The following is a 23,059-nucleotide window of genomic DNA, read 5'->3' as shown; positions in this document are numbered from 1 at the left end:
AGATACAAGAGGAGGAAGAGAATGAACAAAATAAGAAATAATAAGGGTGTCATCAAGCTTGCCGCACTTTTTCTTTTCTTTATCAGTATGATCATTTTTTCCCAGTCTTTGTTGACAACGAATGCGCCGATCAAGGCAAATGAAGGCGAAAAAAGTGCAGCAGCACGAAATCAGTTTGGTCTGGATTATGGAGAAGTTGGCGTCAGTAAAATAGCGACCCCTGTTGACGGTATGGTCAACCAATGGGATGTTACCTTACGTGTTGAAGCTCGTCATAGTTTTCCACCGCCAGCAGCTGAAGTAGTGCTGATCGTAGATACGTCTGGGAGTATGTCAGAAGGAGATCGTATGCCTAAGGCAAAAGAAGCTGCAAAAAGCTTCGTTGAGCAGCTGCTTCAAGATAATTATCTCCATAAAATTTCTTTGATCACCTATGACAGTACAGTTACAACACATAATTTTTCTACTGGTCAATGGGTGGGGGCACAAAATAGGACGGAACTAATTAATACGATTGAAGCTTTGGATTATACACGTGAAGGGACGACGTTTACGCAAGCTGCATTGAAAGAAGCTACCAATATCATAAAAACAGCTACTTCAAATAGTCGGAATATTGTATTGGTTTCAGATGGTGTACCCACGATCAGTTACGCACCTAAATCACCATATAACAGTTTAAGTGGAATGGAAGCTTTTAATCAGGATATTTATCCTGGTAAAGATGCCTATCAAACGGTTCAAACAATACCGGAGGATAAGTTTGATTATGGCGTTCGATATGGTTTTGGTAAAACCTATTTGTCAATTGGAGAATCGCCAATATTTATTCCATCTACAAATAGTAATGACGTTCTTTTTGGAAATCATGCCAACAGCGCTATAGCTGAGGCAACGATAAGCAAAGATATAGATAAATCAGCAGGAGAAAAATTAATTACCAACATTTATACGATTGGGTTGGACTTAGATAAACAGATTAGTGTGGATGGGTTAGTTGCCTCGGAAATTATTCGTACATCGAAAGAGGTAATGGAAAAAGTTGCTTCGTCACCAGATAAGAGCTATGATGCGACACCGGATGACTTGGAAGAAATTTTAATGGGGATTGCCGGAGAATTTGTCGGAAACGTAAAAGTAGCGAATGTAACAGATCCGATGGGTACTGGGTTTACGGTCAATGGCACTGTGACAGATGCGAATGCCTCGCAAGGGACTGTTACAGTATCTGGTCCAGCTGGTTCGCAGACAATTGCTTGGGATATAGGTGAGATGTTGAAGCCTATCAGCAATGATCCTGATGAGGATATCATGTATGCGGAACTGACCTATCGTGTGAGTGGTACCAATGATGTGCTTAGTGTACTTGATAGTAATGGATTGGCAGAAACCAATGGGCCGACGATTCTAGAGTACACAGATGCCTTTGACGTAGATCATTCTATTGATTTTAAGGTGCCAAAGGTCAAACCAACGATTGTTCGTTTGAAAAAGAAACTATACGACGAAAATGATCAGGAGATCACTGGTTCCACGGAGGAATTCGACGTTGCTTATGGGAATGACCAATACACGATAAACGATACTTTTGACATACAAGCGGATGATCAATTTATTGAAACGGTGCATCCTTGGAAAGCAGATACAGACTATAGCGTGACAGAAACATTACATCCATCACAGAAGTATTCGACAGCGATTGAAGTAAATGGCGTGTCAACTTCTGGAAATACAGCAAAATTTGAATTTGTAAATGGTTCGAATGGTTATGAAAACGTGGAGATCATTGTAAAAAACAGAATGGTTTCCAAATCACTGAATATACGTCAAGTCGTATTGAATGCTCATGAGGAATTAGTGATTCCGAGCAGGGCTTTTTATCATACGGTGATTGATTCGACGACAGCAACAATGAATCTGACGTCTGGAAGTACAACGAAAAATACACCACCGGAAGTGACGGAGTCATTATTTACAAAATATGCTTTGTCAATTGAAAATCGGGAGGCAAGTCTAACGATCAATGATCTTGTTCCAGAATATTATGAGTTATACGGCTATATTGTGACGAAGGATAAACTTGATTTGAGTAATAAGCATGTTTCTGCAAATACGGCTGATTTAGTAACGACAAACGGAGCTGTGTTGACGTATGACATAGATACAACTGAATACTGGCTGACGATGTTTATTGAACCGAAGCTTGGGAAAGATACTGGTGGACAAGAAGAAGAATCACCAAGGCCTTACAGCTGGGGCTATGAAGTAAACAAATTTGGAACGCCTTAAAAAATGGAGTAACAACTGACTGGGAGCTAAGAAGCGACCTGTCCCACATAGAAATACAGAAAGCTCAATTTATAAAAGTACTGGACATCACCAATCATCCAATAGAGACTTGAAGGTTAGCGAAGCGAAAGGTAACGTTTCTCATTACCAAATCACCTTTTTGTGCAAGCATGCGCAGCAATTCTGGTCTTGATTATTGAGCATGAATGCGCCAGTGCTTTTTATTATCCAATTTTAAGTTATTTCGACCGACTTTTTAATTTATGGAAAAGTTGGCTGCAAAAAAATAAATGCGTTGAAATTCAGTCGCTTTTTTCAGCTACTCTGTACAAGGAGCTAGTGGAGTTGACTGTAAGAAAATAACTTTAGAAGTCTGTGGCTTACTTCATGAGGGTAGAAGTAGAAACGAATGAAGACTTTTTTAGTGAGTTAAATGGCTACACATAAAAGAGGGGAGGAATAGTTGTGCCAACAATTGGAGTATTTAATTTATCCGGTACACTAAAGCAGCAGCAGAAAGAACTTTTAGCCAGAGAAAATATCAATATCGTTGAATTAGAGAAAACAGAAATAGACAAGGCACTATCTCTGGATGCCACGGTAATCGTAGATGAACATCAGGAAAATGTTAGTGAAAGTTGTGTATTAATCACGAAGCTACGTGAAAAAAAGCATATGCTTTTATGGACATATGGAAATGAAATTTCAGAAGTCAATCGTATGATCTATCTTCAACTCGGAGTGGATGGAAATATCATCAGTGATCAGGGACAGGAATTTTTCCTGATTGTTCGAAATGCTTTGACAGGCAGAAAAGCGTTGCTAGAGAAAGACCATGAGTATTCTTTACGTAAAAGTCCAACCTCGGATCGTCTGGAATTAAATCCGGATAATCAAAGTGTCATTGTAAATGGAGGAGATGAAATTGGGCTAACTGGCTTAGAGTACCGCGCGTTATCAGTACTAAGTAAGCAGCCTAAGAAGACATTCAAATATGATGAGCTTTACGAGAAATTATGGGGAACGAAGCGAGTGAATGGCAAGCCAAGAATTGCAAATATTATTTTTCATTTGCGCAGTAAGTTAGAAAATGATCCGGTAAATTTAAGCGTAATCAAGACTGTACGAAGCAAAGGGTATATGTTTGTGCCTCCTACAGACAAGGTTGATCGGTAAGCAAAGAAGGACAAATGAATAAAATCGGTGCTAATTCTTACGTTATTATTTTATCTTTTGAAAGAATTATATTTTTTATAGTGAAGATATTCAATCTTTGTGTTACTATTGTTGTTATGTTGGATAGTCAGCAAAGAGAGGGAGAATCTATGAAAGACACCGATTTTTTCTGATGTTATCAACAGGTAGATGAAAAAATAATTATGTAAAGGACGAGTTGCGAGTGAGAAAAGGAATGAAAAGAGTAGTTTATTCAGCAATCATGATGATTATGGCACTTGTATTTTTTGCTGTTCAGGAAACGGAGGCAGAGGCTGCAGTCAATTTATCCACAGGGAGTGGGTGGAGTACTGGTCTAGAGTCTGGGACACAGGAAAGTCCGACTGATCCGACGGCTTTTGCTTTAAGTGGTGTTCAGGCAAGTTCAGCTAGTCTGAACAGCCGTTGCTTTACGCCAATTTTTGGCGGCTATATCGAAATAACGAAATATGATGCAACAACATTTAAAAAATTGGCTGGAGCACAATTTACTATTTATAACAGTGCCGGAAAAGTGGTCGAAGTGATTACCTCTAATGCCTATGGTGTAGCGAAATCAGGTAAACTATCTACCGGCATTTATAAAGTTGTAGAAACAAAGGCACCAGCTGGGTATGAGCTAGAGAGCAGCCCAGCCTCAGTGGTCGTGAAGTCTTGCTTAACGGTTTGTTTAAAGAAATACAATAAACCAGCATGTACAACTGGAAGTTTGAATATAAAAAAAGTAGATGAAAATGGTCGACCATTAGCCGGAGCGACATTTGATGTGTTCAATGCCTCAGGAGTTAAGGTTGGAACAGTGACAACCAATGCAAATGGTGTGGCTCAGCTGAATAATCTGCCATATGGTGAGTACACCTTAGTTGAAACAAAGGCGCCAGCTGGCTATGAATTGATCACAACACCGATCAAAGTAACTATTTCAAAAACAACACCATGTCCAACAGCGACTGTTGTCAATAAGAAAGCTAAAGGCGGCTTGGAAGTCATCAAGGAAGATGAATCCGGTAAACGACTAGAAGGAGCAATCTTTGATGTGTTCAATGCTTCAGGTGTTAAAGTTGGTACGATCACGACGAATGCGAATGGCGTAGCACAATTGAATGATCTGCCATATGGCGAATATACATTGGTCGAAACAAAAGCGCCAGCAGGTTATGAACTGGATGCAACGCCAATCAAAGTAACCGTATCAAAAGACACACCAAAACCAAGTGTGAAAGTAGTAAACAAGGAATCAAAAGGCGGCTTGGAAGTCGTCAAAGAAGATGAATCCGGTAAACGACTAGAAGGAGCAGTCTTTGATGTGTTTAATGCTTCAGGTGTTAAAGTTGGTACAATCACGACGAATGCGAATGGTGTAGCACAATTGAACGATCTGCCATATGGCGAATACACGTTGGTCGAAACGAAAGCACCAGCCGGCTATGAGCTAGATGCAACGCCAATCAAAGTAACCGTATCAAAAGACACACCAAAACCAAGTGTGAAAGTAGTAAACAAGGAATCAAAAGGCGGCTTGGAAGTCGTCAAAGAAGATGAATCCGGTAAACGACTAGAAGGAGCAGTCTTTGATGTGTTTAATGCTTCAGGTGTTAAAGTTGGTACGATCACGACGAATGCGAATGGTGTAGCACAATTGAACGATCTGCCATATGGCGAATACACGTTGGTCGAAACGAAAGCACCAGCCGGCTATGAGTTGGATGCAACGCCAATCAAGGTAACGGTATCAAAAGACACACCAAAACCAAGTGTGAAAGTAGTAAACAAGGAATCAAAAGGCGGCTTGGAAGTCGTCAAAGAAGATGAATCCGGTAAACGATTAGAAGGAGCGGTCTTTGACGTGTTTGACGCTTCTGGAACAAAGATTGACACAATTACGACGAATGCAATTGGTGTGGCACAATTGAATGATCTGCCATATGGTGAGTACACGTTAGTCGAAACGAAAGCACCCGATGGCTATGAACTGGATGCAACACCAATTAAGGTAACCGTGTCAAAAGACACACCAAAACCAAGTGTAACAGTCGTTAATAAAGAGGAAGAACCTGAGCTAGGCTCATTAAAAATTATTAAATATGAGAAGGATTCCGATCCAATTGTTTACTTACAAAATGCTGTATTTGAAGTATACGATAAAAATTATTCATTAATCGGCACCTATACAACCAATCAAGATGGCGTGATACTGATTAATGATCTGGAACCTGGAACATACTATGTTGTAGAGAAAACAGCTCCTCCAGGATATGAAGAAGATAATACGTTCTATCCAATTGAAGTTGAAGCGGGTGAGACGGCAGAAATTGCTCATCCAAACGTAAAAATCAATGATGTTGGTGCGCTGAAAATCGTGAAGTATGCTAGAGATGCATTTGGCGGAACGACAACGACAACCCTTCCGGGAGCGACCTTTAAAATCACTTATCCAGATGGAACTGTAGTGACAGAGGTAACGGATGAAAACGGTGAAATCAACCTATACAATTTATCAGCAGGAATGTATGTGATAGAAGAAACCATTGCACCGTCAGGCTATGTTCTGGATCCTGTTTCAAACACGTATACCGTGGGAGTCACAGTAGGTCAGACAACCCTTCAAAATGTTTATAACAGACCTAGTGGTCAACGATTAGGTGAAGGTAGAGCGGTGATCTTCGTTACTTCTATGTCTCTTGATACAAGAGGCCAAAAATTCTGGTTGATCGATAGTGACAACAATGTGATTCAAGCTGAAACCAATACTTTTGGTCAAATTAGTACGTATCTTCCAGTTGGGGATTACAAAATTCTGCATGCGCCTGAATCAGAGTTAACCCTGCAAGCCATCGATTTGAACTTTGATGAAGTAAAAGAGAACACTGCATTCAAGATTCAAAAAGATAAGCTGACGATCGTCAATCTGAGTATCTAAAGGGATTTCAATGTTTGATTTAAAATAGCCGTTTAGGCGGCTATTTTAAATATAGAGTATTTGCATCAAAATCATATGTTGTGTGAAGGGAGGAAAAAGTGTGGATAAACAAGCAGAGAAAAAAGTTGGAAAGTCGTTTGAAGAATTGACTCCGGAAGAAATGAACAATGTTCAGGGGAGTTTCTTTGGAATCGGAGGAAGCTGGAGCTGGTCTTCATCATCTTCGTCTTCATCATCATCTTCAAGCAATTGTTATTCTACGAAATGCAGCTATAGTTGTTTCACAAGCCGTTGTTGCGGTTGGCGTTAATTAAATATTGAATTTGCTAGATAAACAACTGTTTCAAAAGTGTTTATCTAGCACTTATTTTTATCATAAAAATATACATAGGTACGCGATCAGCTGTGTACTATTCAGCTTGGTCAGCGTAAAAATCAGCATATTAAAGGAGTTACTTATGGGGATTGAAAATCTGGCAAAAGCAACATCGATCAAGCAACGATATACCTTGTTAAAAGAATATTATGATAGGGAAAAAATAGCCTATCCAAGAGAGCGGAAAGAAAACTTTAAAGCATGGCGTGAGCGACCGACGCTAGTAACAGATGAGCGATTTCAATACATTCTTTCTATGATGCAATTGTCAGCGGAAGATTTTGGCTTTGCTATTAAAGCGCTGACAGAAGAGGAGAAGCAGTACATTTACCAACAGCTGTCAAAAGAAGAATGGTTGATTACCACCAAAGAAATCTTTGCATCGATCGATACAGACCAACAGGATATAGAAAAACAAAGAAATGTTAATTTTACCTATGCTTTGCGTCTGCATATCAATTATTTTGATTTAAAAATACGAGAAATAATAAAGGCATTTCCAACAGTTACCATTGCTGAACGAGCACTGAGTAATTATATAGAAGAAGGGATCAATCGTTTCTTAGATATCAGTTTGCGGACATTTGTGTACGATCTTCATGAACAAAAAGAACACATGGCCTTTGTTGGAGAAGATGAAAAAGAACGGTTCGGAGAATATTTGATGCAACGCTTCTATAAAAAGGACGACCTAGTTCAATTTTTTTACAGTTTTCCAGTATTGACTAGAATGTTGGTTGAAATCATGAGCTATCAATTAACTAATTTTCGAGCATTATTGAAAGCCTTGACTGAAAGTAAGTCTGAGCTGCGACATACTTTTGACATAAAAAAATCATTTTGTGTGGAAGAGCTGAGGATGGGCGCAGGAGATTCCCATGACCGAGGAAAGACAGTAGCCATTTTAACCTTTGAAGATGGTTCTGAGCTCGTTTATAAACCGAAAAATCTAGAAATCAGTACACGCTTCGATCAATTTATTACGCGATTGCAAGAAAAGGATGCTCGTTTTGACTTCTACTTAACAAAAAAAATTGTTACTCCGGAGTATACGTTTGAAGAACGACTGACACATAGTGAGTGTGATTCTTTAGAGGAACTAGCCCATTATTATCGCCAATTTGGGCATACCATTGCGTTGGTTTATTTACTGAACGGCAATGATTTTCATTTAGAAAATATTTTGGCACATGGAAAGTATCCTGTCATGATCGATCTTGAAACGATCATTCAAAATAATTTTCCGGCACCGAATAGCGAGAATGCACTAGTCATGGCTCAAAGAGAGAACATGGAATCTGTGATCATGAGTGGACTGGTGCCTATCTATTTATTTGAAGAAAAAATTGAGGGGGATGTAGAAGGTGCCGCGCAAGGTGTACAGCTGAGCGCGTTAAGCGGCGATCAACAGAAGCTGCCATACAAGGTCTTGAAGCTGATCAATTTTGATTCCGATAATATGCAATTTGTGTATGAAGAACATATAACGGATGCGGCAGAGAATATCCCGTTGTATAAAGGAGAAAAAGTAGATTTTACCCCGTATATTCAAGTGATACTTGAAGGCTTCAGAGAATTTTCTGCATTCGCCAGAGAGAATCGTACGTTTCTCATCCAACAGGTCACAGAGTTGTTTTCTAATGTTTTCGTCCGGAATGTTATCAAAACAACTCAGAGCTACGGCGATCTTCTGGATTACTCAACGCATCCAAGCTGTATGGTGGATTATATTGAGAGAGAAAAGCTATTTGAAAACCTATGGATGCACAGCTATTCGAATGAGCAACCCGTACCGTTTGAGGTGAGAGATATGCTGCAGCATGACGTCCCGATCTTTTTCAACCATACGGATTCCAGTCATTTAACAGCCAGTCGAGGAGAAGATGTTGGAAAGATGTACGAGGAGACCGCGATTCATATAGAAGTAGAGAAATTGATGCGCTTCGATCAGCATGAGGAAGAGGAGCAGTTGGACTATCTGTATACGTCATTTGGCACCTATGATCCGATGAACTTACAAGAAACAACGGTCACTACCGAGAAAGATGAAAAGAGCAATTCCTACCTGAACCGAGCTACTGCAATTGGTCAACTTTTGTTGGATAGGGCTTTTATTGGAGAGGAATCAATCGCTTGGAAAAATGTTGAGGAAACATCTACGGATAACTACATGGTTACTGTCATGAACGAAAATCTCTATGACGGGATTACTGGTTTGTATTTGTATTTTAGTGAACTGTACCATATATCAGGAGAAGAACGTTTTAAAGAAGCTTATGAATTGAGTGAAGCATTGGTCCTCAAGCTGAGTGAGGAATATATTGATAGCATATCAGCCTTTTATGGTTCATTTGCGGCAGTTTATCCGTTGCTGTACACTTTTAAGCTGACTCAAAAAGCGCAGCTCTTAAACGCTGCAGAACGAATTGCACAGGCGTATGAAGAGAACTATCAGGCGGATCAAATCAGTAGCTATGACTGGACCGGAGGAACAGCCTCGATCATCAAGGTTTTTACGTTGCTATTCAAAGTAACTGGAAAGCAAGACTATCAAACATTCGCCGAGCAACTACTTCAGGATTTGACTATAGAATCCATTGCACAGGGCGGCTTTGCCCACGGTTATTCAGGTGTGATTCATGCGGCAAACAGTGTGCGGAAAATGAGCAACGCCGTGCCTGGTGAAGCGATGATTCGTCAGTGTCTGGAAGAAGAGCGAAAGACCTTTGATCCTATACAAAAGGGCTGGTTGGATCTTCGACCAGCCACACCAATGGTCAATGATTTGTGGTGTTATGGTGCAACAGGCATTGGTATGGCTTATCTGGATCTCGTCGAGAGTGGTTTTGAGGATATGAAATTACAAGAAGAGCTGCAGTTGGCGGCCGAACGGTTACTCAATCAAGAAAAAGCCGACGATTGCCTTTGTCATGGAAACTTTGGCGATCTTGAATACTTGCTAGGTGTAAGAGGCTATTTGAAACCGGAACAGCAGAAAAAGCTACAGAAAAAGGTGGACTGGCTTGAGCAGAAGCAAAGCAACGCCAATTATCATTTTGAAGGCTTAAAGACAGTACCGAAGTATGGTCTGTTTACAGGATTATCAGGTATTGGCCATCAGTATTTACGGTTGTTTAAGCCAGATAAAAGTGCCAATATACTAACGCTGGATTTGCCGGAATGAGGGGAGTGAGAAGTTGGATTGAAAAAGAAAATACCATTTGTTGAACCAAGCGAACACAGTGAGTGTGGACTTGCGTGTGTCACAATGATTTTGAATTATTACAAAGACCCGGTAACGTTGAATCATCTTCGCGATGTCTATGGTGTTCCCAAGGGGGGCAATACGTTGTTGCATCTAAAAGAGATATTGGCAGAGCAAGGAATAGAAACAAAAGCGATTCGAGTGTTAGAATTTGACATTTTGATGGAGCAAACGGAACCGGTCATTTGCTTTTGGGAGAATAGACACTATGTGGTTTTGGAAAAGCTAACGGAAGAATTTGCAGTTATTTTAGATCCGGCTCTTGGTAAGAAGAAAATTTCTTTTGCGGAGTTTGCGGAGTTGTTTACGAATTTTGCTTTACTAGTGGAGAAAGCGTCCATTTCTGTCTCTTCGACTGGAAAAAAGAAAAATGCTGCTGTAGCCATTTTTCAACGAATATTTAAAGAGCAGAAATTGAAAGCATCTCTATTCATCGGTCTGACCCTGTTGATTCAAGGTGTCAGTATTCTCGTCCCCCGACTGACGCAATTGATCATCGATCGAGCGCAGGCGCCAGGACAATTGATTACACAGGTCGGTTGGGGAATTGTCCTCCTGTTTATTGCTTATTATCTGCTGCAGGTGGCCAGGGGGCTGACCCTGATCGTTCTGGAAAATCTGTTTGATTTGACTTTGATGAAAGCCTTCATGGAGAAGATCATGCATTTGCCCTTACGTTTTTTTGTTAATCGGTCCACAGGGGATCTGATTTTTCGAGCAAATCTTAGTGTGATCATCCAACAAATCATGAGCCAGCGGATGCTGACATTGTTTGTAGATTTCCTATTTGTTTTCATCTACCTCATTTTGATGTTGGCGATCTCACCCCAAATGACGATGATTGCATTAATCGGAGCTTTTGTGATGGGAGGGATATCTTTTGTCAACTCGAAGAAGGTACAGGCGATAACAGATAAGGAGCTGCTGGCGCAATCTCGCGTGCAGCGGATATTGGTGGAACTGTTTGAAGGAATGGAAACCGTGAAATCCTCCGGTTCAGAAAAGCAGTTTTATACGAAGTGGTTGACGAACTTTAAACAGCAAATCGACCTTCGTGTAGAAAAAGATCGATTCTCTACATGGGTTCGTACAATTCAGACCTCGATTCAGTTTATTCTACCAGTCTTGTTAATCTACATTGGCGTTTTTCAGTTGATGAACGACCAGTTGAGCTTGGGACAAATCATCAGTTTCAACTCATTGGCAGGTGCATTTATCACACCAATAGTGGTTGTCTTTGATTCTTACACAGAGATTTTATTACTGCGTTCTTACTTCGGAAAACTGAACGAGATTTTAGATGCAACGGAAACACGAGAAAAAAGTGGAGGAGTAACGATTCAAGAAATCCAGTCACTTGATATCCATGCAGTCTCGTTTAAATATAGTCGTTTTGAAGAAAACATTTTAGAAGATATTTCATTTAGCGTTCGAGCGGGTGAGAAAATTGCGATTGTCGGAAAAAGCGGATCTGGGAAAAGTACATTATTGAAGCTTTTGGCCGGACTTTACGAACCAACGGAAGGATCGATTGAAGTCAATCACAAGGATCTCCGAAATGTTCATGATGAATCAATCAAAAAAATCACAAGTATTGTGAATCAGAAGCCGACGATTTTTAATGCATCGTTGCTGGAGAATATTGTCATGAATCAAGAGGTGTTTGATGAACAACGATTGGAACGGGCTATCTATGATTCCAGAGTCAGTGAAATAATTCAACATTTACCACTAGGTCTGGAAACACCAATTTCGGAAGGCGGTATGAACCTTTCCGGAGGGCAGATGCAACGAATATCTATCGCACGTGCATTGGTAAAGGAGACACAGCTACTGCTGATGGATGAACCAACCAGTTCTCTGGATAATATTTCAGAAAACTTTATCATGAATCAGCTGAAGCATTATGATTTTACCTGTATCGTTGTTGCGCATCGATTAAATACAGTGAGACATTTTGACCGAATACTGGTAGTGGATCAGGGACGAATCGTGGAGGAAGGTACACATGAAACACTGATTCAAAAGAAAGGACACTACTATTCGATTTACCATGAGCCAACAGAATCAAGCGTCGAGCGCCCCTTTTTTTCAATTGAGTATTGAGTGACTCACAGACAGACAAAAGAAGGAGGAATTTGATGGCGGTGATAGGGTATATGCGCGTAAGTACGCCACATCAAAAGTTTGATTCACAGCTGCAGGCGTTGGAAGCGTATGGCGTAGACAAAATTTTCAAAGAGCATGAGAGTGGACGAAAACTGGAGCGTACAGAGCTGAATAAAGCATTGGGGACGCTTCGATCCGGAGATACTTTTGTGATTTTTAAGTTGGATCGACTGGCACGAGGAACGAAGCAACTGCTGAGCCTAATGGAGGATTTTGAACGCAATCAAATCAATTTTGTCAGCATCCAGAACAATATTGATACGACAACAGCAACGGGTCGTTTTTTCTTTACGATCATGGGTGCTTTTGCTGAAATGGAAGCAGAGATGATTAGAGAACGAGTCCTGGCAGGATTAAGTGCAGCAAAAAACAAAGGCGTCATACTGGGCAGACCCCCGTTAGTCGAGCAGGTAAAAGAAGCTTTGAACCTGTACCATACTACTGATATTCCTGCTCAAGAGATTTCTAAACGTTGTGGTATTTCGACTGCAACGATCTACTATCATCTAAAAAAAGATGGCGTCTACCGTACGAAGAAAACAGTGTCGAATAAATAAAAACGAAAATCAGCAGCCGGAAGAGTCAAAATCTTCCAACTGCTGGTTTTCATTTTGTAGATAGTCAAAGCAAGAGATATCTGAAAGTGATGGATTCGGATACCTGCTGTCTTTTATGAAATAATAAGTGACTTGTGTCAGACCAGGTCAGTTCAACTTACTTATTGAACATTCAAATCAACGACTTGGTAGAAAGCATTTGTTGTATCTGCGACATTCCACACGCCGTATACGATATGGTAACCGGAACGATTACTTGGAATCGTCACTGTATGATTCACTGTTGCGCCGGGAATCGCATTGTTATCATTTACTTGGCCAATCATTTCAAAATCACTCATTTTTAATGGCGCATTTTGATCCCAGCCTTGTTTTGTCATATAGTAATCCCATGTAGAGGTACGATGTTGTGCAGTTAATGTCCATCTTAGTGGTAATAAGCCAGTTGAAACGGTTGTTTTATGCCAACGGGTAGCTGTCTGTTCATCCAATGGTTCAAATCCACTTACACCTGCACTGGCAAGCTTTCCATTTGTAAATACCCCTTTGGTTGCTTCAATACTTTGAGGTTCCCACTCTGCGCGTCCAACATTGGTATTGAGTTTGCCGCCAGCTGCAGTGCCGAAGTAAGCTCTGCTGCCAGGACTGGAGATATAGCCATGGGCTTCTGAAACGGTTGCTGCTGCTACGGTACCTACGGTGAATAGACCAAGTGCCAAAATCGTTTTCAACAATACTTTCTTCATTGTGTTGCCTCCTAGAGTTTTTTTGTAACGCTTACAATGCTAAAGTAACATGGATAGTTCATCTGTTCAAAAGATATGCTTTTATTTTATTATGATGTTTGCGGATGCTTTGTAAAGGATTCATTGTGCGAGAAAAGAAAGATCGAAAAAAAGCCGGCACACAACGCATACATATTTCGTACATATGTTATAATTTACAGAAATGAATTATATATTTTAGGAATCAGGAGCAATCGATTCACTTATTGTTTCTGAAAGCAGTTCGGAAGAATAAAAAATCTGTTATCTGCTGTAGATTGAAAGGAGATCGGGAATGGGAAAAAGATATACGATGCCTTATGAAGTGGCCTATTATGATGGAGATATCACAAAAAAGATGACGTTGCCATCAATGCTGGCAGTAGTAATAAGAACGTCAGAAGAGCAAAGTGCCATGCTTGGACGGAGCGCTGAGTACATTGGTAGCTTAGGTCTAGGTTGGGTAATTACCAATTATGAAATAACCATCAATCGATTGCCTCGAGTAGGAGAAAAAATCGATATTACAACAGAAGCAATGTCGTATAATAAATACTTCTGTTACCGTAATTTTTGGATTCATGATGAAGCTGGAAATGAATGTGTGCTGATCAAATCGACGTTTGTATTGATGAATAAAGAAAATCGTAAGATGGGGAGTGTGTCAGAAGAGATCATCGCTCCTTATGAAAGTGAAAAGATTAAAAAAATTCAGCGCAGTGAAAAAATAGAAAAAGTTGAGAATAGCCAATCCCACCAGTATAGTGTCCGCTATTTTGATATTGATGGTAATCAACATGTTAATAATGCAATTTACTTTAACTGGCTATTGGATGTGTTGGGGTATGATTTCCTTTCGACACATCAACCTGTTCACGTGAATGTGAAGTTTGACAAAGAAGTCGAATATGGTCATGTAGTAGAAAGCCACTATGATATAGTCGAGGGTGAAGCAGAGCTGAAAACACGTCATGAAATTCGTATTGGGGATCAATTGTATTGTGAAGCAAACATTCGCTGGCAAGAAATCTAAATTTTTTGATGCGTAAAAGGAGCGGGTTCATTTTTCTCGCAGTGTACAGGTTTTCATTTTCTACTATTTTGTGTAGGATAATAGAATATAACGATGAATGAAAAGGAGCGAGTAGGATGATCCGTATAGGGCTTACCTCGTTTAATGAGCACGAGACCTTAACAGGAAAAAAGCGAACCACACTGTATGAATATGCGGGCCATTTGCCTCTGGTCGAGATGGATACGGCTTATTATGGTATCCCAAAACAGGAATCCGTCAAAAATTGGGTAGATGCTGTTCCAAGTAATTTTCGTTTTGTAATTAAAGTATATAGCGGCATCAGCTGTCAGGGCGACTGGGAGACCTACTACCAAAGCGAAGAGGAGATGATGCAGGCATTTCTTCATAGCATGGAGCCTCTAATTCAAAGCGGTAAGCTTTTTGCCTTTTTAGTCCAGTTTTCCGGAAGCTTTAGCTGTACAAAGGAGCATGTCGATTATCTAAGTAAAATACGTACGTGGTTTGGAACTTATCCGATAGCTGTAGAGCTGAGAAATAGCACGTGGTATCAACCGGAACGGATAAAGCAGACCTTAGGTTTCATGAAGCAACAGAAATTTTCGCTAGTGATTGTCGATGAACCCCAAATCCCATTAAATCCTGTTCCTTTCTATCCATTTGCGACGAATGAAGAGTTTACATTGTTCCGTTTTCATGGCCGAAATGCAGCGGGCTGGATGGCGAATGATAAGGAGTGGCGGAAAAAACGGACCTTGTATCGCTATAATCAAATGGAAATCGATGAATTGAGTCAAGCGGTTGAACATATCGCTGAGAAATCAAAAGAAATAGGTATTATTTTTAACAATAATTCCGGTGGGGATGCGGCGGGCAATGCGTTAGATATGAAGACAAGACTAAAATTAGACTATGAAAATTTGAATCCGAAACAAATGGGTTTATTTTAAGGTGATTTATGATAAAAATGATTTTATTTGATATTGATGGGACATTAGTAAATAAGCATGCACGTGCATTGGACTCTACCAGAGAAGCAATTCATGCGGCTCAGAAACAGGGGATCATTTGCGGTGTTGCAACTGGGCGAGGTCCAATCCATCTGACAGAGCAAATTGATGCACTGAATTTGGATGTCTTTGTGACATATAACGGACAACTGGTTTATACGAAAGAAGAGACACTTCATGCACAGGCATTTTCTGAAGAAACCTTAGAGCGAATTGTGGACTTTGCAGACAAGGGGCATCGACAAATGATGTTTGGTGGTCGGACTAGGATGGAGGGCAGCTCTTTGATGAAGTTTGGACAAAATACCAAAGCCAAAAAATTAGCACGCTTTCTACCAAAATGGTTTCCTGTTGCTTTTGTCAAAAATTTTCTTATCAAATATCGCCCAAGAAAAGAAGAATGCCGTTACCATGAGTTAAACATCCTTGGAGAGGATATTTATCAATGTGTGTTACTCAGTCCCGTGGAGGAAAAAGAATTTCTTATGAAGGAACTACCGAATTGTACCATGACACGCTCTAATCCATATGTAGTAGATATTATTCCGAAAGGTGGTTCAAAGCTACGAGGCATTCAAAAATGTATCGAGCATTTTCAATTGAGCTTGGATGAAGTCATGGTTTTTGGTGATAACTGGAATGACGTTGAAATGCTAGCGGGAGCTGGAATCGGTGTGGCAATGGGAAACGCTCCTTCTGGAGTGAAGAAGGCTGCAGACTATGTCACGAAATCCAATGAAGACCATGGCATCTATCATGCGTTGGTACATTACGATATAATCAGGGAGGTTTCTTATGAAAATCGATAATCCTTATGAAAAAACGGAGCTCTTCCATCAAACCTTCGATAATAGGCGTCCGGAAACACCGAAAGCTTTCAGCAGCAAGGAAGCTTCTGCTCGTGCAGGCTTCAAGGCGGAGGAACTCGTTGAGTTTTTATATGCTGCTGCGGGGAATGATCAGACCTTGTTTCATACACTCGTTGAGCAGTTAAAAACAGATGTGGATAGTGCAGAAGAAAAGATGAAGCAAAAGGAAAAGGTCGTTGAAGACCCCTTAGTCGATCAAGTAGACGCATTGATTGACTTGCTTTATTTTACGTATGGGTCATTTTCGTTGTTAGGTGTTGATCCGACGGAACTATTCACTATCGTTCACGAAGCGAACATGGGCAAGCTTTTTCCAGATGGCAAACCGCGATACCATGAAGTAACACATAAAGTATTGAAGCCTGATGATTGGGAAGAAAAATATGCACCTGAACCGAAGCTCAAGGCAGAGCTAGAGCGTCAGAAAAAGAAAAGATAACAATCTTAGAGTCGAATGATTCTAAGATTGTTGTCTTTTACTGTTAATATCAATAACATTTTATCCCTCGGTTTGCTCGCCAAAGAATGTATCGTAAAGAGCACGAATCGCATCCTTTTCTTCTTCACCACGAATACCAAACATGATACTGACCTCAGATGAACCTTGGTTGATCATTTCCAGGTTGATTTTGTGTTTTGCCAGAGCTGCGGTACTATCTGCCGTTACCCCGATTCTACGTTGCATACCCTCTCCTACGATCATGATCATGGAAAGTCCATGTGTGATTCTTAATTCATCTGGCTTCAGTTCATGCTCCAATTCCTGAATTAGACGCTCTTCAATTTCCGGAGTCAGCTGTCGTTCTCGCAGAACAATAGAAATGTCATCGATTCCGGAAGGCATATGCTCATAGCTCAGTCCCAAGTTCTCCAGAATTTGTAATACCTTGCGCCCGAAGCCGAGCTCTCTATTCATCAAATATTTACTGATATAAATAGTAGCAAAATTTTGATCACTGGCAATTCCTACAACCGGTCCCTCATCTGCTTCACGTTTAGTTGTGATTAAGGTTCCTGGATGGGTCGGATTATTGGTATTCTTGATAACTACAGGGATGTGAGCCTTATAGGCAGGCATTAAAGCCTCATCATGTAACACAGCAAAGCCAGCATAAGCCAATTCTCGCATTTCGCGATAGGTCAATTCCTTAATCGTTTTTGGCTGTCGAACAATACCTGGATGGGCCACAAAAATTCCATCAACATCCGTGAAGTTTTCATATTGATCTGCTTGAACGCCGGCAGCAACAATCGAACCTGTAATATCTGAGCCACCACGTGAAAAGGTACAAATGTCGCCGGCTTCTGTATAACCAAAGAAGCCTGGGATAACAAAAATTTCTTCTGTTTCTCTAAATCTGCCGATTTTGTCATAAGAGGATGGTAAAATCCGCGCATTTCCAGGTTCATCTGAAACAATAATTCCCAGATCAAGTGGATTTTTATAGACAGCAGGCAAGCCTTGTTCCTTGAAGAACGAAGCAACTAGCTTGGCGTTATTATTTTCTCCACTTGCTAAGAAAGCATCAAACAAATGTGGATTATTTTCTTTTGGTAGCTGAGCCAATGCTTCTACTGATCGGCGAATATCCGCCAAAATCGTTTTATCCATCGAAAGCTCATCCATAATAGTTTCATATCGTGCAACGATTTGTTCAACGAGCGCTGTTGTGTCTTCGTCTTTTAGGTACTTTTCATGATAGCTGATCAGTAAATCTGTTACTTTGATATCTGCATCTGAACGCTTACCAGGAGCGGAAACAACGACGAACTTTCGCGTTGCGTCATCTTTCACGATTTGAAACACTTTCTGCAGCTGCTGCGCTGAAGCCAAAGAGCTCCCGCCAAACTTAATAACTTTCACAAATTCCACTCCTTTATATTTGTAGAGGATTTCAGTCAAGTAATTGCCTGAAATCTTCATTTTATGGTCCGTTATCCATTATCTCTAGAGGTTCCTACACTAGAATAATGGTACCCCTTTGTATTGTTGAGGAAACTGTCCAAGTAATTGGTCAGTTCCTACATTCTAGAGGTCCGTTGTCCATTTCCCTAGAAAACTTGAAGAAAGGGAAATGGCACTCCTTTATATTTGTAGAGGATTTCAGTCAAGCATTTGCCTGAAATCTTCATTTTTATGGTCCGTTATCCATTATCTCTAGAGGTTCCTACACTAGAATAATGGTACTCCTTTGTATTGTTGAGGAAACTGTCCAAATAATTGGTCAGTTCCTACATTCTAGAGGTCCGTTGTCCATTTCCCTAGAAAACTTGAAGAAAGGGAAATGGCACTCCTTTATATTTGTAGAGGAAAACAGTCAAGTAATTGCTTGAATTCTTCATTTTTGGGTCGGTTATTCTCATTCCCTTGTTTCTAAAAGAAGTAAGGACTGCGATTCGCCTTTTAGTTATTGACGAAACTGGGCAAGTAATTGTTGGTATTCTTCATTTGCCAGCATATGCGATTGCGTCCAGCTGAAATAGCATACCGTTGCTTCCACCTTTGTGAGCAAACTCTGTTTGAATAGACTTCCTTACGGGATAGTTTTTTTCTTTAAATCGTTCTTTTAGTATTTTTTCTAAAACCGGAATGTCCCAAATATCTCTAAAGAGTGCTTCGATTTTAACCACAGAGTCAATAGTTAGGCCGAACATATTTAAGCGTTCTTCTAACATATCAAAAGCCCCAGCTATTTGATTTTCTATGGATTCGCCGATAGGTCCAACACAGTAGCTTGTAAAGACAAAATCACCGGCTTTAGCAACACCTGTGTGTGCCCAATCTTCATTTATATCTTTTCTATCAATCTGACTCAATTTCTTCCACCGCTTTCTGATCTGGCATACGCAGTTAGTTAACAAATTTTTTTATGAGGCAATACTTTCTAATTTTTTGATTAAAATATAAAGAGCTTCGTTCTCATTGTTCTGTAATATTGGTGTATAAAGAATACCGAAATTTTTATTGAAAAGCAACAGGAAAAAGGACTTTTCTGTCTCTTTTTTCAAGTATTAAATAAATCACTTCATTTTTATCCAAAATTTTGATAAACTGGAAGCAATGGAATTATTTTACGACTAGAATATACAAAGCTTAAGAGACTCTTAAGAGGAAGAGGGCAACAGAAAGATTTTTGTTATTTCCTCATTAAATTAGTGCTTGAAGAGCCGCTTTGTGATATAATTCTCTACGGTTGTCTTTTTGACGAGAATGATAAAGAATTTGTCCCAGTCTTTCAAATAGTAATCAAGCAATTATTCATTGAGAGAGCTGCCTATTCCTATTATAGAATGCTGAGTAAACGGAGGAAACATTAATGAAGAACAATTTGATTATTATCGTGGTTCTAGTGATAATCATCGTTGCGGCTATCTTATACCTGATTGGTCATTTTATGCGGAGGCAAAATCAATCTAAGCTCAAGGTTCTTGAGAAAAGAAAAGAAGAGCTATTCGATTTGCCTGTGATTGAAGAAGTAGATGAAATCAAAAAGATGCATATGGTCGGTCAAAGCCAGAATACGTTCCGAGAGTGGAATCAGCGTTGGGCAGATATTTCGACTCGTTCATTTGCAGAGCTGGAAAGCCAAATTTTTGAAGTTGAAGAGTTGAATGATTCTTTCCGTTATATGAAGGCAAAACGAGCAGTGGCGGAAGCCGAGCAAACGATGGATGAGATGGAATCAGAAGTTGAAGAAATCCGTAGAGGCTTGAAAGAACTAAATGATAGTGAAGGACGTAATTCACTGGAAGTTCAAAAAGCATTGGACATTTATGAAGAAATCAGTGGCTTGCTTCAAGAGGAAAAGGATGGATTTGGTCCAGCTTATTCTGAATTACAAAAGCAAGTGAAAAATATCGAAATCGAATTCACGCAATTTGTTACATTGAATACTTCCGGTGACCCTGTGGAAGCCAGAGAGGTATTGGAAAGTGCAGAACGTCATACGTATGAGCTTGACGACGTGATGAAACGCATTCCGCCTTTACACGATGAGCTTAGTAGAGTGTTCCCTGATCAAATCAAGGAAATCGAAGAAGGGTACAAGCGTTTAAGAGAAGATCACTTTGTCTTCCCGGAACAAAATTTTGAAGAAGAATTGAATCGTGTGAAGAAACGCGTGAAGAATTCGACGGTTGATTTGGAAAAAGCAGAAGTTGCTGCTGTGGAAGTTGCGAATAGAGATACAGCTGCAGCAATTGATGCACTGTATGAAGTAATGGAAAAAGAAATCAACTCTAAAAAATATGTAGTGAATAACCATAAAACAATTGGTGATTACATTGCACACGTTCTTAGAAACAATCGTCAGTTGATGATTGAATTGGATCATACGTCTCAAAGCTATACCTTGAATCACAATGAGCTTGGTCGTTCAAGAGGGTTCCAATCTGAGATTGAAGAACTGATTCGTCGTTATGAAGATTATGAGCCGAAGATGGCTGAGCATACAGTACCTTATTCAGAAGTACAAGTATTTTTCAAAGACTGTTACCGTGTTCTTGCTGATATCGAAAATCAGCAAATGGAAATCGACATGTCATTGAAAGAATTGCGTAAAGGCGAAAAAGAAGCACAAGATAAAGTAGATCAATTCGAATTTCGTTTGCGTAACTTGAAGCGTTTTGTAGAGAAGAAACGTCTGCCGGGGTTGCCAACAACCTATCTGGAATTCTTCTTTGTAGCGACTGATCGTATTGAAGAATTGAGTAAAGCATTAAATCGTATTCGTATCAACATTGATGAAATCAATAAGCTTGCTGATCTTTGTGAAGAAGATTTGGAGCTGTTAGATAAGAAAACCAATGATCTGGTTAACTCAGCAGCTTTGACAGAGCAAATGATGCAGTATGCCAACCGTTACCGCCATACGAATGAAGCAATTAGTCAGGCGATGGAAAAAACATTGGATCTGTTTTCTAAAGAATACCGCTATCAAGATGCGCTGGATGTCATCGGCACAGCACTTGAACGAGTAGAACCAGGTGCCTTTAGACGAATCGAGAATATCTATTTCAAAAACTTAGACGCAGTATAGTCAAAACAGAGTAGCTTGAATATGCTGCTCTGTTTTTCTTTGATCCTAATTACTAGAGATAGGATTGGTTAATAAGTGGTTGCTTTCTAATGGCGATTGATTGAAGAGGCATAGGAAAAAGGATATAATAGTAAAGAATTTTTTGGGAAGAAGGACATAGAATGATTTATTTTGATAATAGTGCAACAACTCCTATTTATCCGCAAGTACTGGATACTTACATAAAAACCAGTCAGCGAATCATCGGTAATCCCTCAAGTCTTCATGATTTGGGAAACCAGGCACATCGCTTATTGGAGCAAGCAAGAAAGCAGATAGCTGAGCTATTGTCTGTTGAGACAGGAGAAATCTTTTTTACCTCTGGAGGAACTGAGGGCGATAATTGGATCATGAAGGGTACAGCTATTGAAAAACAAGCATTTGGCAGACACATCATTATCTCAAGTGTTGAGCATCCAGCTGTTTCAGAAACGGCCGCTCAACTGGAAAAATTAGGCTTTGAGCTGTCTATTTTACCTGTAGATAATCGAGGAGTTGTTCAAGTAGACGAGTTGCGCAAGCTGATTCGAAAAGACACGATTTTAGTTTCTGTGATGGCTGTCAATAATGAAATTGGTACAATGCAGCCGATAAAAAAAATCAGTGAGCTACTGGAAGAATTTCCGACGATTCATTTCCACGTAGATGCAGTACAGGCCATTGGTAAAGTAGCGAAAGAGGACTGGCTGACACCACGTGTAGATTTTGCGGTATTTTCAGCTCATAAATTTCATGGACCAAAAGGTGTGGGCTTCATTTATTGGAAAAAGGGGCGCAAGTTGGCGCCACTATTGACTGGTGGTGGACAGGAAGAGAACCAACGTAGTGGAACAGAGAATATTGCGGGGATCGTAGCAACAGCACGAGCGCTTCGGCTTTATCTGGAGAAAACACAGGAACGTGAAGGTCGTGTTGTGCAACTTCGGAATTATCTGATCGAAGAGCTAGCTGGCTTTGCGAATGTTCGCCTGTTTTCTGAATGTGCTGCGGATTTTGCACCGCATATTGTTTGCTTCGCCTTACCTGGAATTCGTGGAGAGGTGATGGTTCATGCGTTGGAAGAAAAGCAGATTTTCATTTCGACAACTAGCGCCTGTTCTAGTCGAAAGAAGACTGTTGGCAGCACATTACACGCAATGAAAGTATCGGAAGCAGAAGCCAGTTCAGCTGTACGCATAAGCCTGGATGAAAGCAATACATTGGCAGAAGTTGAACAATTCATGATTATTTTCAATCAGCTGCATAAGAAGTTTTCGAAGGTACATGGCTGAAACACGTGATTTTAGAATATGACTGCGTATGAAATAAACAATTCATTATTTCTGAACAAAACAAAAGCTTGAAAAATCCTGTTCCTATGTTATAGTGGAACAGGATTTTATTTCTATAGAAGCTTTGCTGACTCATTTGCTCCCAACAAGTATTTTTGTTTGAGCTAGAGTGGCTATGCTCTTTATACATAGTAGTACATCTGATAGAATGACCAATAATATTAATTGAAAGAAGGTTTCTAA

General features: G+C 40.0%; 16 protein-coding genes. 13 read left to right on the top strand and 3 right to left on the bottom strand.

Going from position 1 to position 23,059, the window contains the following annotated elements:
- The first annotated feature begins 21 nt into the window (after positions 1-21).
- From A5888_RS10485 to A5888_RS10455, 7 genes are all read left to right on the top strand, one after another.
- Positions 22-2,289, top strand: coding sequence for a VWA domain-containing protein (locus tag A5888_RS10485; protein ID WP_170924809.1), 2,268 nt, complete (start codon positions 22-24; stop codon positions 2,287-2,289).
- A gap of 465 nt (positions 2,290-2,754) precedes the next feature.
- Positions 2,755-3,465, top strand: a complete 711-nt coding sequence (locus tag A5888_RS10480; protein WP_086349758.1) for a winged helix-turn-helix domain-containing protein — start codon at positions 2,755-2,757, stop codon at positions 3,463-3,465.
- A 223-nt stretch (positions 3,466-3,688) separates the two neighbouring features.
- Positions 3,689-6,424 carry a SpaA isopeptide-forming pilin-related protein gene (locus A5888_RS10475; protein WP_339102064.1) on the top strand — a complete coding sequence of 912 codons (2,736 nt, stop codon included), beginning with the start codon at positions 3,689-3,691 and terminating at the stop codon, positions 6,422-6,424.
- A gap of 100 nt (positions 6,425-6,524) precedes the next feature.
- Positions 6,525-6,734, top strand: a complete 210-nt coding sequence (locus tag A5888_RS10470) for a mersacidin family lantibiotic (protein ID WP_212647212.1) — start codon at positions 6,525-6,527, stop codon at positions 6,732-6,734.
- A 148-nt stretch (positions 6,735-6,882) separates the two neighbouring features.
- Positions 6,883-9,984, top strand: a complete 3,102-nt coding sequence (gene lanM, locus A5888_RS10465) for a type 2 lanthipeptide synthetase LanM (protein ID WP_086349759.1) — start codon at positions 6,883-6,885, stop codon at positions 9,982-9,984.
- Positions 9,985-10,002: 18 nt separating this feature from the next.
- Positions 10,003-12,171, top strand: coding sequence for a peptidase domain-containing ABC transporter (locus A5888_RS10460; RefSeq protein WP_086349760.1), 2,169 nt, complete (start codon positions 10,003-10,005; stop codon positions 12,169-12,171).
- Between the two features lie 35 nt (positions 12,172-12,206).
- Positions 12,207-12,791 (top strand): recombinase family protein, encoded by a 585-nt coding sequence (locus tag A5888_RS10455; RefSeq protein ID WP_086349761.1) that lies wholly within the window; start codon positions 12,207-12,209, stop codon positions 12,789-12,791.
- 161 nt (positions 12,792-12,952) lie between these two features.
- Here the strand turns inward: A5888_RS10455 and A5888_RS10450 are convergent, their stop codons facing one another.
- Positions 12,953-13,537, bottom strand: a complete 585-nt coding sequence (locus A5888_RS10450; RefSeq protein ID WP_086349762.1) for a lytic polysaccharide monooxygenase — start codon at positions 13,535-13,537, stop codon at positions 12,953-12,955.
- Between the two features lie 313 nt (positions 13,538-13,850).
- Here A5888_RS10450 and A5888_RS10445 point away from each other — a divergent pair, with 313 nt between their 5' ends.
- The 4 genes from A5888_RS10445 (at position 13,851) to A5888_RS10430 (ending at position 16,906) form a co-directional block, all read left to right on the top strand.
- Positions 13,851-14,588, top strand: coding sequence for an acyl-ACP thioesterase domain-containing protein (locus A5888_RS10445; protein ID WP_086349763.1), 738 nt, complete (start codon positions 13,851-13,853; stop codon positions 14,586-14,588).
- A 116-nt stretch (positions 14,589-14,704) separates the two neighbouring features.
- Positions 14,705-15,538, top strand: a complete 834-nt coding sequence (locus tag A5888_RS10440; protein ID WP_086349764.1) for a DUF72 domain-containing protein — start codon at positions 14,705-14,707, stop codon at positions 15,536-15,538.
- Between the two features lie 17 nt (positions 15,539-15,555).
- Positions 15,556-16,407: a Cof-type HAD-IIB family hydrolase gene (locus A5888_RS10435; RefSeq protein WP_339102063.1), complete on the top strand. Its 852-nt coding sequence runs from the start codon at positions 15,556-15,558 to the stop codon at positions 16,405-16,407.
- Positions 16,394-16,906 (top strand): HAD family hydrolase, encoded by a 513-nt coding sequence (locus tag A5888_RS10430; RefSeq protein WP_086349766.1) that lies wholly within the window; start codon positions 16,394-16,396, stop codon positions 16,904-16,906. Before A5888_RS10435 ends, A5888_RS10430 begins: the two co-directional genes overlap by 14 nt.
- Before the next feature lie 60 nt (positions 16,907-16,966).
- Here the strand turns inward: A5888_RS10430 and A5888_RS10425 are convergent, their stop codons facing one another.
- Together A5888_RS10425 and A5888_RS10420 are read right to left on the bottom strand one after the other, a co-directional pair.
- The gene (locus A5888_RS10425; RefSeq protein WP_086349767.1) at positions 16,967-18,331 is read right to left on the bottom strand and encodes an aspartate kinase; all 1,365 of its coding nucleotides are present in this window, start codon (positions 18,329-18,331) and stop codon (positions 16,967-16,969) included.
- 581 nt (positions 18,332-18,912) lie between these two features.
- Positions 18,913-19,284 (bottom strand): RidA family protein, encoded by a 372-nt coding sequence (locus A5888_RS10420; RefSeq protein ID WP_086349768.1) that lies wholly within the window; start codon positions 19,282-19,284, stop codon positions 18,913-18,915.
- A 500-nt stretch (positions 19,285-19,784) separates the two neighbouring features.
- Between A5888_RS10420 and A5888_RS10415 the strand changes: the two genes are divergently transcribed.
- Both A5888_RS10415 and A5888_RS10410 read left to right on the top strand, forming a co-directional pair.
- A complete protein-coding gene (locus A5888_RS10415; protein WP_086349769.1) occupies positions 19,785-21,506 on the top strand; it encodes a septation ring formation regulator EzrA in 1,722 nt (573 codons plus the stop codon).
- 161 nt (positions 21,507-21,667) lie between these two features.
- Entirely contained in the window at positions 21,668-22,816 is a 1,149-nt protein-coding gene (locus tag A5888_RS10410; protein WP_086349770.1) for a cysteine desulfurase family protein, read from the top strand.
- Positions 22,817-23,059 lie beyond the last annotated feature (243 nt).

This window comes from Enterococcus sp. 9E7_DIV0242, assembly GCF_002140975.2.
Lineage (GTDB): Bacteria > Bacillota > Bacilli > Lactobacillales > Enterococcaceae > Enterococcus_L > Enterococcus_L clewellii.
Note: the sequence above shows the minus strand (reverse complement) of the source record. Positions and strands in the feature narration are given on the sequence as shown.

Coding starts and splice junctions, on each gene's coding strand:
- A5888_RS10485 (WP_170924809.1), top strand. CDS start 22: ATGAACAAAATAAGAAATAATAAGGGTGTCATCAAGCTTGCCGCACTT.
- lanM (WP_086349759.1), top strand. CDS start 6,883: ATGGGGATTGAAAATCTGGCAAAAGCAACATCGATCAAGCAACGATAT.
- A5888_RS10455 (WP_086349761.1), top strand. CDS start 12,207: ATGGCGGTGATAGGGTATATGCGCGTAAGTACGCCACATCAAAAGTTT.
- A5888_RS10450 (WP_086349762.1), bottom strand. CDS start 13,537: ATGAAGAAAGTATTGTTGAAAACGATTTTGGCACTTGGTCTATTCACC.
- A5888_RS10445 (WP_086349763.1), top strand. CDS start 13,851: ATGGGAAAAAGATATACGATGCCTTATGAAGTGGCCTATTATGATGGA.
- A5888_RS10440 (WP_086349764.1), top strand. CDS start 14,705: ATGATCCGTATAGGGCTTACCTCGTTTAATGAGCACGAGACCTTAACA.
- A5888_RS10435 (WP_339102063.1), top strand. CDS start 15,556: ATGATTTTATTTGATATTGATGGGACATTAGTAAATAAGCATGCACGT.
- A5888_RS10430 (WP_086349766.1), top strand. CDS start 16,394: ATGAAAATCGATAATCCTTATGAAAAAACGGAGCTCTTCCATCAAACC.
- A5888_RS10415 (WP_086349769.1), top strand. CDS start 19,785: ATGAAGAACAATTTGATTATTATCGTGGTTCTAGTGATAATCATCGTT.
- A5888_RS10410 (WP_086349770.1), top strand. CDS start 21,668: ATGATTTATTTTGATAATAGTGCAACAACTCCTATTTATCCGCAAGTA.